At 64.2% G+C, this 14,187-nt stretch carries 13 protein-coding genes; 2 read left to right on the top strand and 11 right to left on the bottom strand.

All coding sequences use genetic code 11. The features are described from left to right. The 7 genes from ACSAGD_RS08170 to ACSAGD_RS08200 all read right to left on the bottom strand — a co-directional run bounded on the left by ACSAGD_RS08170 (position 1) and on the right by ACSAGD_RS08200 (position 6,969). Positions 1-1,128, bottom strand: coding sequence for an LLM class flavin-dependent oxidoreductase (locus ACSAGD_RS08170; RefSeq protein WP_437582226.1), 1,128 nt, complete (start codon positions 1,126-1,128; stop codon positions 1-3). A gap of 100 nt (positions 1,129-1,228) precedes the next feature. Further along, positions 1,229-2,287: an LLM class flavin-dependent oxidoreductase gene (locus ACSAGD_RS08175; protein ID WP_437582227.1), complete on the bottom strand. Its 1,059-nt coding sequence runs from the start codon at positions 2,285-2,287 to the stop codon at positions 1,229-1,231. 40 nt (positions 2,288-2,327) lie between these two features. Next, the gene (locus ACSAGD_RS08180) at positions 2,328-2,804 is read right to left on the bottom strand and encodes an Lrp/AsnC family transcriptional regulator (protein ID WP_437582228.1); all 477 of its coding nucleotides are present in this window, start codon (positions 2,802-2,804) and stop codon (positions 2,328-2,330) included. Positions 2,805-2,942: 138 nt separating this feature from the next. Beyond that, the gene (locus tag ACSAGD_RS08185; RefSeq protein WP_437582229.1) at positions 2,943-3,470 is read right to left on the bottom strand and encodes an adenine phosphoribosyltransferase; all 528 of its coding nucleotides are present in this window, start codon (positions 3,468-3,470) and stop codon (positions 2,943-2,945) included. Between the two features lie 3 nt (positions 3,471-3,473). Then, positions 3,474-3,848 carry an FKBP-type peptidyl-prolyl cis-trans isomerase gene (locus ACSAGD_RS08190; RefSeq protein WP_437582230.1) on the bottom strand — a complete coding sequence of 125 codons (375 nt, stop codon included), beginning with the start codon at positions 3,846-3,848 and terminating at the stop codon, positions 3,474-3,476. Between the two features lie 166 nt (positions 3,849-4,014). Beyond that, positions 4,015-5,490 carry an aspartate ammonia-lyase gene (locus ACSAGD_RS08195; RefSeq protein WP_437582231.1) on the bottom strand — a complete coding sequence of 492 codons (1,476 nt, stop codon included), beginning with the start codon at positions 5,488-5,490 and terminating at the stop codon, positions 4,015-4,017. 54 nt (positions 5,491-5,544) lie between these two features. Next, positions 5,545-6,969, bottom strand: coding sequence for an NCS2 family permease (locus tag ACSAGD_RS08200; protein WP_437582232.1), 1,425 nt, complete (start codon positions 6,967-6,969; stop codon positions 5,545-5,547). A 157-nt stretch (positions 6,970-7,126) separates the two neighbouring features. On the opposite strand from ACSAGD_RS08200, the gene ACSAGD_RS08205 reads away from it, so the two are divergent. Next, on the top strand, positions 7,127-8,407 hold the full coding sequence (locus ACSAGD_RS08205; RefSeq protein WP_437582233.1) for a uracil-xanthine permease family protein: 1,281 nt from the start codon (positions 7,127-7,129) through the stop codon (positions 8,405-8,407). Positions 8,408-8,438: 31 nt separating this feature from the next. On the opposite strand, the gene ACSAGD_RS08210 is transcribed toward ACSAGD_RS08205, so the two are convergent. From ACSAGD_RS08210 to ACSAGD_RS08220, 3 genes are all read right to left on the bottom strand, one after another. Next, positions 8,439-8,768 carry a peptidase gene (locus ACSAGD_RS08210; protein WP_437582234.1) on the bottom strand — a complete coding sequence of 110 codons (330 nt, stop codon included), beginning with the start codon at positions 8,766-8,768 and terminating at the stop codon, positions 8,439-8,441. After that, positions 8,765-9,946: an anion permease gene (locus ACSAGD_RS08215; RefSeq protein ID WP_437582235.1), complete on the bottom strand. Its 1,182-nt coding sequence runs from the start codon at positions 9,944-9,946 to the stop codon at positions 8,765-8,767. Before ACSAGD_RS08215 ends, ACSAGD_RS08210 begins: the two co-directional genes overlap by 4 nt. A gap of 151 nt (positions 9,947-10,097) precedes the next feature. Next, a complete protein-coding gene (locus tag ACSAGD_RS08220; RefSeq protein ID WP_437582236.1) occupies positions 10,098-10,937 on the bottom strand; it encodes an aldo/keto reductase in 840 nt (279 codons plus the stop codon). 36 nt (positions 10,938-10,973) lie between these two features. Here ACSAGD_RS08220 and ACSAGD_RS08225 point away from each other — a divergent pair, with 36 nt between their 5' ends. After that, a complete protein-coding gene (locus ACSAGD_RS08225; RefSeq protein WP_437582238.1) occupies positions 10,974-13,073 on the top strand; it encodes a S9 family peptidase in 2,100 nt (699 codons plus the stop codon). Positions 13,074-13,139: 66 nt separating this feature from the next. On the opposite strand, the gene ACSAGD_RS08230 is transcribed toward ACSAGD_RS08225, so the two are convergent. Next, a complete protein-coding gene (locus ACSAGD_RS08230; RefSeq protein WP_437582239.1) occupies positions 13,140-14,168 on the bottom strand; it encodes a 6-phosphofructokinase in 1,029 nt (342 codons plus the stop codon). Positions 14,169-14,187 lie beyond the last annotated feature (19 nt).

Genomic DNA, 14,187 nt, shown 5'->3' on the forward strand with positions numbered 1-14,187 from the left:
TCACTTCTCCGATTCTGCGGGTGACGCGCTCAGTGTAACGGCTGAATCTCCCTGTGCATTCCGAGCTGCGACACGAGCCGCATGCGTCGGAGCGTCAGGAACGTGCGCCGGGCGCACAGCTGCGAATTCCCGGCGCAGCACGGGCACGACCTCTTCGCCGAGCAAGTCGAGCTGCTCCAGCACGGTCTTCAACGGAAGACCAGCGTGGTCGAGCAGGAACAGCTGACGCTGGTAGTCGCCCACGTAGTCGCGGAACCCCAGAGTGCGGTCGATCACCTGCTGAGGACTGCCAACCGTCAGTGGCGTCTGAGAGGTGAACTCCTCCAGGCTGGGACCGTGCCCGTACACGGGCGCGTTGTCGAAATAGGGACGGAACTCGTTGACGGCATCCTGCGAATTCTTTCGCATGAATACCTGACCGCCGAGACCGACGATCGCCTGGTCGGCTGTGCCATGACCATAGTGCTCGAAGCGCTGACGGTAGAGGCTCACCATCCGCTGCGTGTGCGAGGCCGGCCAGAAGATGTGGTTCGCGAAGAACCCGTCTCCGTAATAGGCCGCCTGCTCGGCGATCTGCGGGGAGCGGATGCTGCCATGCCACACAAACGGCGGGGTGCCGTCGAGCGGGCGCGGCGTCGATTGGAACCCCTGCAGCGGCGTGCGGAACTGCCCCTCCCAGTCGACGTACTCCTCTCGCCAGAGCCTGTGGAGCAGCCCGTACTTCTCGATGGCAAGCGGGATGCCCTGACGGATGTCCTCACCGAACCACGGGTAGACCGGCCCCGTGTTGCCGCGACCGAGCACCACGTCCATGCGCCCTCCAGAGAGGTGCTGAAGCATGGCGTAGTCCTCGGCGAGGCGAACCGGATCGTTGGTGGTGATCAGCGTCGTCGCAGTCGAGAGGATGATTCGTGAGGTCTTCGCCGCCAGAAAGCTGTTGATGGCGACGGGACTCGAGGGGAAGAACGGCGGATTGTGGTGCTCCCCCATCGCGAAGACGTCGAGGCCGACCTCCTCGGCGTGCTGGGCGATCGTGAGCACGTCGAGCAGTCGAGACCCGTCCGTCGGGGTCTTTCCCGTCGTCGGATCGGGCGTGATGTCGCCGACACTGAAGATTCCGAACTGCATGCTGTGAACTCCCCGGTCAATTGTATTCAAATGAATGGATATTGGGGCCAACCGCATGGAGTCGCGATCTATTCCCAACCAGCCACACGCGGGGAATCGCTCATTGCCCTGCGGCGTCCCCCAGCCCGATCGCCTGCGCCAGGAGCTCGATCGTCTCGATGCGGGCCGGAGAAGCATCCAACGGGTCGGCCGACGAGGATCCCGCCACAGGGGACACCATCAGCTCGTCGACACCGTACCTCTCCGTGAGAGCTCGAGCCTGTGCAGCGGCTGTCGCGGGAGATCCGAGGATGTACCCGGAAACCGCGTTAGCGATGAACTCCTCGGTCAGAGCATCCGTCTCCGCATCTGCCGCCTCCTCCACCGTCGCGAGCGGGCCGAGCGGTCTGTTGGTGCGCAGTCTCGCCATCTGCTGAAGGTTCGGCAGCGCGCGGGCGTATGCCTCCTCGTCCGTCGATGCGACGACGGCGTTCGCTGTCATGAATGTACGAGGCTCGTCCGCATAGGCCGAGGGTGTGAAACCTGAGCGGTACACGTCGAGCGCGCGCTCCGCCCCTGAGCCGCTGAAGTGATTCGCGAACACGTACGGGAGACCGAAGGATGCCGCGAGCGACGCCGAGTAATCGCTCGAGCCCAGGAGCCAGACCTCCGGCTGCCCCACAGCCGCGGGTGTCGCGCGCAGGGCATACTCCTTTCCGCTTGTGAGCTTCACCTGCGCACCGTCGGCGCCGAGCAGTGCGATGATGTCGCTCACGTTCGAGGGGAAACGGTTCACGTCGCTCGCGGTACCCGACTGCGCGAGCACCGCGGTCACGACCGGATCGCTTCCCGGAGCCCGGCCGATGCCGAGGTCTATCCGTCCCGGTGCTGAGGCTTCCAGAAGGGCAAACTGCTCAGCGACGATCAGCGGCGCGTGATTCGGCAGCATCACCCCGCCGGAGCCGACGCGGATCCGCTCGGTTCGGGACGCAAGCAGCGCGATCAGGACGGCGGGGTTTGTCGATGCGACAGCTGGCATGTTGTGATGCTCCGCCACCCAGTAGCGCGTGTAGCCGAGGGCATCAGCGCGCTGCGCGAGTTCGACGGTCGAGGCCAGTGCCTGCGCGGTGGTCTGTCGGGAGCGAACCGGAATCAGGTCGAGAATTGAGAGCTTCATCATCGGTGAAACGTCTCTGGACCCGCCGTTCATTCCCGTCTTGTCACGAAAGAAGCTCCTGCCACCCGGTTCCCTTGACGTGTTCGAACACGATGTTCGTCTCCGAATGCGCGACGACGGGGTGCCCAGTCACGTACTTCACAACGAAGTCCCTGAGCTCAGTCGTGCTGCGCGCAGCGACATGGAGAAGGTAGTCGTCCCGACCGCCGAGATGAAAGAGCGACAGCACGCCGGGCCAGGCGGTCACCTCACGCCGGAAGGCCTCAATGTCTGACCGATCGTGCTGCGTCAGCTGAATCGCGATGACAGCCTGGATCGGAGCGCCGAGCACGGAGAGATCGATATCCGCGTGATAGCCAGTGATGTCGCCTGAACGCTGAAGTCGCTTGAGACGGAGAGACACAGTCGACTCAGCGATGCCGAGCTCAGCAGCAAGCTGTGAGCCAGACGCACGCGCGTTGACGGAGAGCGCCTTCAGCAGGGCGCGGTCGATCTTGTCGAGCTGGGGCTTCTGCGGCATCCCTTGGCCAATCCTGTGGTTCTCGTGTCACCTCGCCGACACACCGGTGCTGCCGACGAGATGACAGTGACTCCAGAAGATTGCCACATATCGCCCCTGAACCGCATATCGGCACGATAAGGCGTCGGTTCAGGCTGCTCACGCGGGGGCGTCGAGCAGCGTCTCGAGATCGTATGCGCTCAGCGCCTTCCGACCGCCGAGTCCCGTGAGCTCCATGACGATGGCGACGCCCGCGACGGATGCGCCAGCGCGCTCCACGAGCCGTGCCGCGGCCAGACAGCTCCCTCCTGTCGCGAGGACATCATCCACGATCAGAACACGTGCCCTTTCAGGGAGGGAGTCCGGCTTGATCTCGAGCGAGGCGGTTCCGTACTCGAGTGCATACTCCTCGGTGAGTACGGTGCCCGGCAGCTTTCCGGCCTTACGCACCGCGAGAAGCCGGGTCCGGGTGGAGTATGCCAGAGCGGATGCCAGCAGGAATCCACGCGCTTCGATTCCAGCCACGACATCGAACGCCCCGTCGAATCGAGCGCCAAGCTCATCCACAGCGAGACGAAGCGCTTCGGCGTCCGCGAAGGCGGGAGTGAGGTCGCGAAAGACGATCCCGGGCTTCGGGAAGTCCGGGATCGTCTCCGTGAGTTCGCGAATGCGAGCTGCTGCATCCACGTGCTACTGCACGCCGAGCAGGTCGATGATGAAGATGAGCGTCTGACCCGACAGCGGGTGTCCGCCACCAGCCGGTCCGTAAGCGAGGTTCGGAGGCACGACGAGCTGGCGACGGCCGCCGACACGCATACCGGGGATGCCTTCCTGCCACCCGGCGATGAGATTGCGAAGCGGGAAGTTGATGCTCTCGCCTCGGCTCCACGAGGAGTCGAACTCCTCGCCGGAATCATAGGAGACACCGAGGTAGTGCACGTCAACGATCGACGATGCCTGCGCCTCGGGGCCGTCGCCCACCTCGACGTCTGTGATCTCGAGCGTTTCGGGGGCCGGTCCCGTCGGAGCCTCGACCTCTGGTTTGGTCTTGCGTGATTCGGTCATGGTTCTATCCAAGCTGACGGGGCTTCTCGCGGCAACCTGAACCGCTGCGAGACTCTTGACTTCCCGGCGGAGTCGAGACATCCTTAACGGACAAACTCATCGCCCGGTCGATTTGCAGGTATAGCCGCGAACACCGGGCGATGAGGACGTTAAGGCGTTCGTGCCGTCATGATTCCGTCGCCTCTCGACCGACGGGAGCGTGCGCTGTCGTGTCGTCAATGATCGGGATCGCCGTCGTGATCGCCTCAAGTCCCGACAGGCGCGCCGGCGAGAGTTGCTTGGTCACTTCCTCCCGAGTCATCAGGTTCGCCTCCACGACGAGATCAGCGATGTTCCTGTTCGTCAGAAGCGCCGTCTTCGCCAGTGCCGCGGCCGCGGTGTAACCGATGAACGGGGTGAGCGCGGTGACGACACCGACCGACGTGCCGACCATGGTCTCGAGTCGATCTTCGTTCGCGGTGATGCCGTCGATCGAGTTCTCCCGAAGAGTCTTGCACCCGCGCGCCATCCAAAGGATGCTCTGCAGGAGCGAATGCGCGATGACGGGCTCGAAGGCGTTGAGCTGGAGCTGTCCCGCCTCAGCGGCCATCGTCACAGTGGTGTCAGCCCCGACCACGGAGAAGGCGATCTGGTTCATGACCTCGGGGATGACGGGATTCACCTTGCCTGGCATGATCGATGACCCCGCCTGCTTCGCGGGCAGATTGATCTCGCCGAGCCCCGCTTGCGGACCGCTCGAGAGCAGTCGGAGGTCGTTGCAGATCTTCGAGAGCTTGATCGCGGACCGCTTGAGCGCGCTGCTGAAGGACATGAACGCGCCAGCGTCACTCGTCGACTCAACGAGGTCTGGCGCGGTCTCGAGCTCGAGACCAGTGATCTGGTTGAGGTGTTTCACCACGACCGATGAGTAGCGGGGATCGGCCGTGATTCCAGTGCCGATGGCTGTCGCCCCGAGGTTGATCTCAGAGAGCAGCCAGATTGTCTCCGCCAGACGCTTGTGGTCCTCCCCGAGCGTCGTCGCGAAGCCGTGGAACTCCTGACCGAGCGTCATCGGCACGGCATCCTGAAGCTGAGTGCGACCGACCTTGAGCACGTTGCGGAACTCCTGAGCCTTGTGGGCGAAGGATGCTCGCAGCAGATCGAGCTCATTCAGAAGGTCAGCCAGCGACCGCGCGAGAGCGATCTTGATCGCCGTCGGATACACATCGTTCGTGGACTGACTGCGGTTCGTGTGGTCGTAGGGCGAGATGTAGCCGTAGTCGCCCTTCTCACGGCCCGCCATCTCGAGCGCGATGTTCGTGATCACCTCGTTGGCGTTCATGTTCGTCGATGTGCCCGCGCCGCCCTGAATCACTCCGACGCAGAACTCCTCATGAAATTCTCCGTCGATGACCCTCTGGGAGGCGCGATCGATCAGATCCGCCTTCTCAGCGCTCAGCACACCGAGTTCGGCGTTCGCCCGCGCAGCGGCCTGTTTGACCGAGGCGAGAGCGACGATCAGGTGCGGGTAGACGGATATCGGCCGCCTGCTGATGTCGAAGTTGTCAAATGCCCGTGCGGTGTGGATGCCCCAGTACGCGTCGGCTGGGATCTCCATCGATCCGAGGGAATCTGTTTCCGTTCGTGTCGGACGTTCACTCATGCCTCTGACTGTACCCGGGTTGCCGAAGGCTCCGGGCGATCACGCGCACGAGCGCTATGCGAGCAGTGCTTCGATCGGGCCCCGCGCGAAGAACACGAGGAAGCCGAGCGCGACGATCCAGAGCAGCGGGCTGATCTCACGCGCCTTGCCGGCACAAGTGCGGACCACGACCCAGGCGATGAAGCCCGCGCCGATGCCGTTCGCGATCGAGTAGGTCAGCGGCATGATCACGACGGTGAGAAAGACGGGAAGGGTGACAGAGAAGTCGGTCCACTCGATCTCGCGGATCTGCGACATCATCATCCCGCCGACCACGACAAGCGCCGCGGCGGCCACTTCGCTCGGCACGATGCTGGTGAGAGGTGTGAGGAACATGGCGAGAAGGAACAGCGCCCCTGTCACCACGTTCGCGAGCCCGGTTCTGGCGCCTTCGCCGATTCCAGCACCGGACTCCACGAAGACCGTGTTCGAGGACCCGGAGGTCGCGCCGCCGGCCACAGCGCCCACGCCTTCGACGATCAGTGCAGATTTGAGACGTGGGAACGTGCCCTTGTCATCAGCGAGACCGGCTTCCTTCGAAAGACCGGTCATAGTGCCCATCGCGTCGAAGAAGTTGGTGAACACAAGTGTGAACACAAGCATCATCGCGGCGAGAGCTCCGATCCGGCCGAAGCTGCCGAACGACACCTGACCGACCAGACTCAGATCCGGCAGGCTGAACAGACTCGACGGAAGTGCCGGAACCGCGAGGCTCCAGCCGCCCTCCTGGTCTGCGGACGAACCGAGGTGCAGGATCGCTTCGAGCACCATGGCGACGACGGTGCCCGCGAGGATGCCGATGAGGAGCCCGCCTTTCACCTTTCGGGCCACGAGGACTCCCGCGATCAGGAGAGTGATCACGAAGACGAGCGTGGGGACCGTTGCCACCGAACCGTTGACCCCCAGGCCGACGGGTGGCGACTGCTCCCCTGTCGCCGTCACGAATCCCGCGTTGACGAGCCCGATGAAGGCGATGAAGACGCCAATGCCGACGGTGATCGAGATCTTGAGCTGCATCGGAACGGCGTCGAAGATCATTCTGCGAAGTCCGGTGGCCGCCATGAGCACGATGAGCAGCCCGTTGATGACGACGAGTCCCATCGCCTCCGGCCAGGTCACCTCGCCCACGACGCTGAACGCCAGGAACGAGTTGATCCCCAGGCCCGCGGCGAAGGCAAAGGGCAGTCGCGCAACAACCCCGAAGAGGATCGTCATGAGCCCCGCGGTCAGCGCCGTGACCGCTGAGAGCTGAGCGAAGTCGAGAGTGTTTCCTTCGACGTCCGTGCCTGCCGAGAGGATGATCGGGTTCAGAATGACGATGTACGCCATCGCCACGAACGTGACGAGACCACCTCTGAGCTCGGCGCCCACGGTGGAGCCACGCGCGGTGATCTCGAAGAACCGGTCGAGGCGCCCGGGGGCTGCGGTCTCGGTAGACACAGAGTCTCCTTATCTGGGCTCTCGTGCCCGACGAAGCTGGAGCGGCTCTCGACCGCCGGGTCAATCCTAAGTGGATTCGGCGATCCCCTGCCACGTGGCCACGTTACGACCGCTACCGTATTGGAGGGCTTGCCGCCCTGATCGAAAGCGAGTTGGAATGCGCCTCCCCTGGACCCTGCACGGTGACGGAAAGAACATCAGCGCTCAGGACATCGTCGGCCCGGCCGAACGCCTGTCCTGGCCACGCACGATCGGGATCGGCGCGCAACACGTCGTCGCGATGTTCGGCGCCACGTTCCTGGTCCCGATTCTCACCGGCTTCCCGCCGAGCACGACGCTACTTTTCTCAGGAATCGGGACCATCCTGTTCCTGATCATCACGCAGAACCGCCTTCCGAGCTATCTCGGCTCGTCGTTCGCGTTCATCGCACCGATCGGAGCGGCAACAGCGGCGCACAGCATGGGTGCCGCACAGTTCGGCATCATCGCCGTCGGGGTCATGCTTCTGATCGTCGGCATCATCGTCCAGTGGGCCGGTTCCGGCTGGGTGGATGCCGTCATGCCTCCGGTCGTCGCGGGCACGATCGTCGCCCTCATCGGCTTCAATCTCGGACCCGAAGCGTGGAACAACTATCAGAAGGCCCCCGTGAGCGCGACTGTGACGCTTGCCGCGGTCGTCCTCTCCTCCGTGCTCTTCCGCGGAATCCTCGGCCGCCTGTCGATCTTCATCGGCGTGGTCATCGGCTACGTCGCGGCGGCGTTCCTCGGCGAGGTCGACTTCACCGCAGTCGAGGAGGCCGCCTGGGTCGGCCTGCCGACGCTCACCGCCCCGGCGAATCCGTTCGCCGATCCGTCACTGTGGGGGCTCCTGCCCGCCTTCCTTCCCGTCGTCCTCGTCCTCATCGCCGAGAACGTGGGACATATCCGTGGTGTTGCTCAGATGACCGATCCCTCCGTCAACGAACAGACCGGGCGGGGCCTGATCGCCGACGGTCTCGCCACTGTTCTCGCGGGAGCCGGCGGCGGCAGCGCCACGACGACCTACGGAGAGAACATCGGTGTCATGGCCGCCACACGGGTGTACTCGACGGCCGCCTATTGGGTGGCTGGAACAGTCGCCATCGTCCTCGCTCTCTCCCCCAAGTTCGGCGCGATCATCAATACGATTCCCGCCGGTGTCCTGGGAGGAGTCACCACCGCTCTCTACGGAATGATCGGCATCATCGGTGTGAAGATCTGGATCGACAACCGAGTCGACTTCAACAAGCCGGCCAATCAGTTCACTGCTGCCACCGCGCTCATCATCGGGATCGCCAACTTCATCTGGACCGACGAGGCGTCAGGCGTCACATTCAACGGAATCGCCTTCGGCACGATCGCCGCAATCGTGATCTATCACAGCATGAACTGGATCAGTCGCTGGCGTCGCACCGGGTGAGGGCGGCGCGCGCCCGCCCGCACAGAGCAGATCAGTGGAACAGGGGCACGATCAAGTAGATGCCGTACACCACGGCGGCGACGCAGCCCGTAAAGCATGCGTAGGCGCCAATTCGAGCCATCGCACGCTGAGCTGGTGTGAGCGGGTTCTTCCTCGCCGCCTTCTCGGCTCTCTTCTCCTCACGGGCGAGCTTCTTCGGACTCATGACCGTGATCGCGTCGGTGAACTCGGCGGGCATCACGAGAGGTGCCCGACCCGCCGATACAAGCAGGCGAAGCCCGAGGGCGTACAGGCCGACGACGATCACCGTACCGGCGAGCGCCGAGACGAACACGGTGAGGAATGCGATCCAGTCGATCATTTCTTCTTCGCCTTCTTCTTCCGCTTCGGCTTGGTGATCTTGACAGCGAGCCCCGACTCGGCGACGTCGGCCACGGCGTTCGAGTGATCGATCTTGTCGCGCTTCGACCAGAGGAACAGACCGAGGATGATCGCGACTCCCGCCACCGTGTCGATGAGCAGACCGATGGCGCCGACGCTGGCGAGCAGAGCCGCAAGCGCGCCGACGATCGCGGCGGCGGGAAGCGTCATGAGCCAGCCGAGTGCGATGCGGCCGGCCGTCCCCCAGCGGACCTTCGAGCCACGACGCCCGAGCCCTGATCCGATGACCGACCCCGACGCGACCTGAGTGGTCGACAGCGCGAAGCCGAGGTGGCTCGAGGCGAGGGTCGTCGCGGCGGTGGAGGTCTCAGCTGCGAAGCCCTGAGCGGGCTTCACCTCGGTGAGTCCCGTCCCGAGAGTCTTGATGATGCGCCAGCCGCCGATGTAGGTGCCGAGCGCGATCGCGAGGGCGCACACCGCGATCACCCAGAACTGTGGACCAGTGCCCGCGCCTTGTGCGCCGACTGCGATGAGCGTGAGGGTGATGATTCCCATGGTCTTCTGCGCGTCGTTCGTGCCGTGTGAGAGCGCAACGAGCGAAGAGGTGAAGATCTGGCCATACCGGAACCCGCTGCGGCCGTCGGCCTTCTTGTCGTACCGGCGTGTGATGGAGTAGGCCATGCGTGTTGCGATGAAGGCGATGATGCCCGCCGTGAGCGGTGCGATCAGTGCAGGCAGGATCACTTTCGACAGGAGCACGCCGAAGTCCACGGAGTGGATGCCGACACCGATCAGCGCCGCACCGATGAGGCCTCCGAAGAGAGCGTGCGAGGAGCTCGACGGAAGCCCGAGGAGCCACGTCAGCATATTCCAGACGATGGCGCCGAGCAGACCAGCGAAGATGAGCGCGGGTGTGATCAGCACGCCGCTCTCTCCTTCTCGGATGATTCCGCCGGAGATGGTTCGCGCCACCTCCGTCGACAGGAACGCACCGACGAGGTTGAGAATGGCCGCGACTGTGACGGCCACCTTCGGCTTCATCGCGCCGGTGGCGATCGGGGTCGCCATCGCGTTCGCGGTGTCGTGGAAGCCGTTCGTGAAGTCGAAGAAGAGCGCAAACCCGATGACGAGCAGGACAACTAGGGAAGTGATTTCCACCGGCAATTATCTCTGATTCGGGCCACCGCCCGGGCGTCGATTCCAAAGTTTCTCGGAGACGTCACGGAGTGGGCGAAGGCGGTTAAGGCGGACGTAACTGATCCTTGCACCCGCGAGCCTCATCGGTCAACTCAGCCCACGGGTGTGAGCTTCACATCTCCTCGTGCGTCACAGGGTCGCCCCCGAACAGACGCCCGTCAGGAGTGCCGAGCGCGTTGATCTGCTCAATCTCGCTCTCGCTCAGAGAGAAGCCGAACACGTCGATGTTCTGTTGCTGGCGCGAAGCATCCGCCGATTTCGGAATCGGGATCACACCGCGATCAATGTGCCAGCGGAGCACGGCCTGCGCCGGCGTGACACCGTGACTCTCGGCGATCTTCACAATCACGTCTTCGTTATACGGCGCGGCGGCCTTGCCCAGCGGGCTCCACGCCTCCGTCACGATGTCGTGCTCGCGGTGGAAGTCGATCAGTTCAGTCTGTGGGAAGTATGGATGGACCTCAACCTGGTTGACGGCGGGCAGCACACCGGTCTCCGCAGCGAGTCGCATCAGGAAGTCGACGGTGAAGTTGGAGACACCGATCGAGCGAACACGCCCGTCTTTCTGCAGATCGATCATCGCCCGCCACGAGTCGACGTACTTGTCGACGCTCGGGTTCGGCCAGTGGATCAGGTAGAGGTCGATGACGTCGAGCCCCAAGCGTCGCTGAGACTCCTCGAAGGATGCGAGGGTCTCGTCGTAGCCGTGATGACGGCCGGGAAGCTTCGTCGTGACGACGATGTCCGAACGATGCACCGGCGTCTCGGCGAGCGCGGCGCCGACGGCATCCTCGTTCTCGTAGTTGACGGCCGTGTCGATGAGGCGATAGCCCTTCTCCAGGGCCGAGGTGACGGCGGCGGTGCCCTCTGCGCCACGAAGCGGGTACGTGCCGAAGCCGAGAGCGGGAAGGGCCTGGCCGTCGCGAAGCTGTCGCGTTGGAATCTCAGTCATGGTTCCACCGTACGCGGTAACGGTTAGCGTGGTCACATGACAGATGTACCTCGCGCCGAGAAGCGGACGCACACCCGCACGCACCACGGTGACAGCGTGAACGACCCGTACCACTGGTTGAGCGACAAAGACGACCCGGCGGTTCGCGACTACCTGGTTCAGGAGAATGAGCACACCGAGAGGGAGACAGCGCACCTCGCTCCCCTGCGACGGACGCTCTTCGAGGAGATCAAAGCGCACACGAAGGAGACCGACCTGTCGGTCCCGGTGCGCGAGGGCGACTGGTGGTACTACTCCCGCACGACCGAGGGCAAGCAGTACGCGAGCCACATGCGGGCGCCCGCGACGGGATGGCAGCCACCCGAGATCACGGAAGATACTGCGGTCGATGGCGAGCAGGTCGTGCTCGATGACAACCTCGAAGCTGAGGGGCACGAGTTCTACCGGCTCGGGTCGTTCGACGTCAGCCGAGACGGTACTCGTCTTCTGTACGCCGTGGACACCGTCGGCGATGAGCGCTATCTGCTGCGAGTTCGCGACCTCACGACGGGAGACGATCTGGCGGACGAGATTCCGGGAACATTCTCCGGCGCGACGTTCTCGCCGGACGGCGCGTGGATCTTCTACACGACCGTCGACGATGCGTGGCGCCCCGACACCGTGTGGCGGCACCGCGTCGGGACGTCAGCGGAAGACGATGCACGCGTGTTTCACGAGCCTGACGATCGTTACTGGACCGGCGTGGGAGTGACGCGAAGCGGTCAGTACATCGTGATCGCGCTCGGCTCGAGCATCACGAGCGAGTGGCTGTTGATCGATGCGGATGCTCCAGACGCCGAGCCTCGTGTTGTCTGGCCGCGGCGCGAAGGCGTCGAGTACGAGGTTGAGCACGCCGTCATCGGGGGTGAGTCGGTCCTGCTGATCCTGCACAACTGCGGCGCAGAGAATTTCCGGCTCGACGCGCTGAAACCTGGCGATATGGGTCGGACGGATGCCGCTGTCGCTGTCCTCCCGCACGATCCGGGCGTACGGCTCGAATCCGTCGAGGCCTTTCGTGACCGTCTCGCAGTCGAGTACCGCGCAGACGGGATGACGCGCATCGCCACCATCGAGCTCTCCCCCTCCGCCCGCCTCGACGCGCTCGCCCTCGCGCCGATCGAATTCGACGAGCCTCTCTACACGGTGGGCTTCGGCGGGAACCCGGAGTGGGACCAGCCGATGCTGCGCATCGGGTACACCTCATTCGTGACACCGAGCACCGTCTATCAGCTCGAGCCGGCGACGGGGACGCGCACTGTGCTGAAGCAGCAGCCCGTGCTCGGCGACTTCGCGCCAGATGATTACGTTCAGATGCGCGAGTGGGCGACGGCTTCTGATGGCGAGCAGGTGCCGATCTCGATTGTGAAGCGTCGCGACGCGGCATCCGGCCCGCTTCTGCTGTATGGGTACGGGTCATACGAGATGAGCATGGACCCGGGGTTCTCGATCGCCCGGCTCTCCCTCCTCGATCGAGGCGTCACCTTCGCCATCGCTCATGTCCGCGGCGGCGGCGAGCGCGGCCGCCAATGGTACGAGCGGGGAAAGCTGAGTCAGAAGAAGAACACGTTCACCGATTTTGTCGACTGCGCGCGTCACCTCGTGGATGCCGGGTACACGAGACCGGACAGCATCGTCGCCGAAGGCGGCAGCGCCGGGGGCCTTCTCATGGGTGCGGTGGCGAACATGGCGCCCGATCTGTTCGCGGGCATCCACGCTGCGGTTCCATTCGTCGACGCTCTCACGACGATTCTGAACCCGGACCTGCCGCTCACCGTCATCGAGTGGGATGAGTGGGGCGACCCGCTACACGATCCCGACGTCTACGCGTACATGAAGTCGTACAGTCCCTACGAGAACGTCCGGGACGATGTCGCGTACCCGAGGATCCTCGCCACGACAAGCCTGAATGACACGCGCGTGTTCTACGCGGAACCCGCGAAGTGGGTCGCCCGCCTTCGCGAGGTCGACGCACCGGTGCTTCTTCGCACGGAGATGCACGCGGGACACGGCGGCGTCAGCGGACGCTACTCAGGCTGGAAGGAGCGCGCCTGGGAGATGGCGTGGATTCTCGACGTGCTCGGTCTCGCAGATCGTTAGCTCGTCGAGACGAGGCGGGGCCCGAACCGATCACGGTTCGGGCCCCGCCTTGATTAGGCACTGCGATCAGCCGAAGAGAACAGCTGCCTCCTCGTAGCGGTGCTCCGGAACCGTCTTGAGCCCGCCGACGGCCTCGCTGAACGAGACATTTTCGATGTCGGTGCCGCGCAGCGCGAGCATCGTGCCCCATTCGCCGTTCATGACCGAGTCGATGGCGGCCATGCCCAGTCGTGTGGCGAGGACTCGGTCGTACGCACTTGGCACGCCGCCCCTCTGCAGGTGACCGAGCACGGTCGCACGCGATTCGATTCCCGTGCGTGCTTCGATCTCTGGCGCGAGCACGTCGGCGATGCCTCCCAGACGCGGACGGTTGAAGGCGTCGAGCCCCTTCTCGGAGTGCGGAGCCTCCATGGTGTCGAGCGTGAAGCCCTCAGAGACCACGACGACGGGCGCGCGGCCCCGATCGGCGACGCTCTGGACCCAGGCCACGATCTGATCCATCGACTGGGGCTGCTCAGGAACGAGGATGGCGTGTGCGCCCGCCGCCATTCCCGCGTGCAGAGCGATCCAGCCGACGTGACGGCCCATGACCTCGACCACCATGCAGCGCTTGTGCGACTCTCCCGTCGTGCGCAGACGGTCGATCGCCTCTGTCGCGATCTCCACTGCCGTGTCGAAGCCGAACGAATAGTCGGTCGCGTCAAGGTCGTTGTCGATCGTCTTCGGAACGCCGACGATCTTGAGGCCGGCGTCGGTCAGGCGCTTCGCCGCCGCGAGGGTGCCTTCTCCCCCGATGGCGATGAGCGCGTCCACTCCGATTCGGTCCAGCGTCGCCTGGATGTTCTCAGGACCGCCATGCGGGCCCTCGAACGGGTTCGTGCGGCTTGTCCCGAGGATCGTGCCGCCCTGTTTGCTGAGTCCTCGCACACTGTGTCGATCCAGCGGCATCGTCAGGCCGTCGACGACGCCCTTCCACCCGTCACGGATCCCGATGAACTCCTGGTTGTGGATCTTCGTGCCCTTGAGCACGGCACCCCGGATGACTGCGTTCAGTCCCGGACAGTCGCCGCCGCTGGTGAGTACGCCGATTCTCATGAAATAGTCTCGTTCCTCT

It is taken from the genome of Paramicrobacterium salitolerans, from assembly GCF_051513965.1.
In the GTDB taxonomy this organism is placed as follows: Bacteria; Actinomycetota; Actinomycetes; order Actinomycetales; family Microbacteriaceae; genus Paramicrobacterium.

Coding starts and splice junctions, on each gene's coding strand:
- ACSAGD_RS08170 (WP_437582226.1), bottom strand. CDS start 1,128: ATGCAGTTCGGAATCTTCAGTGTCGGCGACATCACGCCCGATCCGACG.
- ACSAGD_RS08175 (WP_437582227.1), bottom strand. CDS start 2,287: ATGATGAAGCTCTCAATTCTCGACCTGATTCCGGTTCGCTCCCGACAG.
- ACSAGD_RS08180 (WP_437582228.1), bottom strand. CDS start 2,804: ATGCCGCAGAAGCCCCAGCTCGACAAGATCGACCGCGCCCTGCTGAAG.
- ACSAGD_RS08190 (WP_437582230.1), bottom strand. CDS start 3,848: ATGACCGAATCACGCAAGACCAAACCAGAGGTCGAGGCTCCGACGGGA.
- ACSAGD_RS08195 (WP_437582231.1), bottom strand. CDS start 5,490: ATGAGTGAACGTCCGACACGAACGGAAACAGATTCCCTCGGATCGATG.
- ACSAGD_RS08205 (WP_437582233.1), top strand. CDS start 7,127: ATGCGCCTCCCCTGGACCCTGCACGGTGACGGAAAGAACATCAGCGCT.
- ACSAGD_RS08210 (WP_437582234.1), bottom strand. CDS start 8,768: ATGATCGACTGGATCGCATTCCTCACCGTGTTCGTCTCGGCGCTCGCC.
- ACSAGD_RS08220 (WP_437582236.1), bottom strand. CDS start 10,937: ATGACTGAGATTCCAACGCGACAGCTTCGCGACGGCCAGGCCCTTCCC.
- ACSAGD_RS08225 (WP_437582238.1), top strand. CDS start 10,974: ATGACAGATGTACCTCGCGCCGAGAAGCGGACGCACACCCGCACGCAC.
- ACSAGD_RS08230 (WP_437582239.1), bottom strand. CDS start 14,168: ATGAGAATCGGCGTACTCACCAGCGGCGGCGACTGTCCGGGACTGAAC.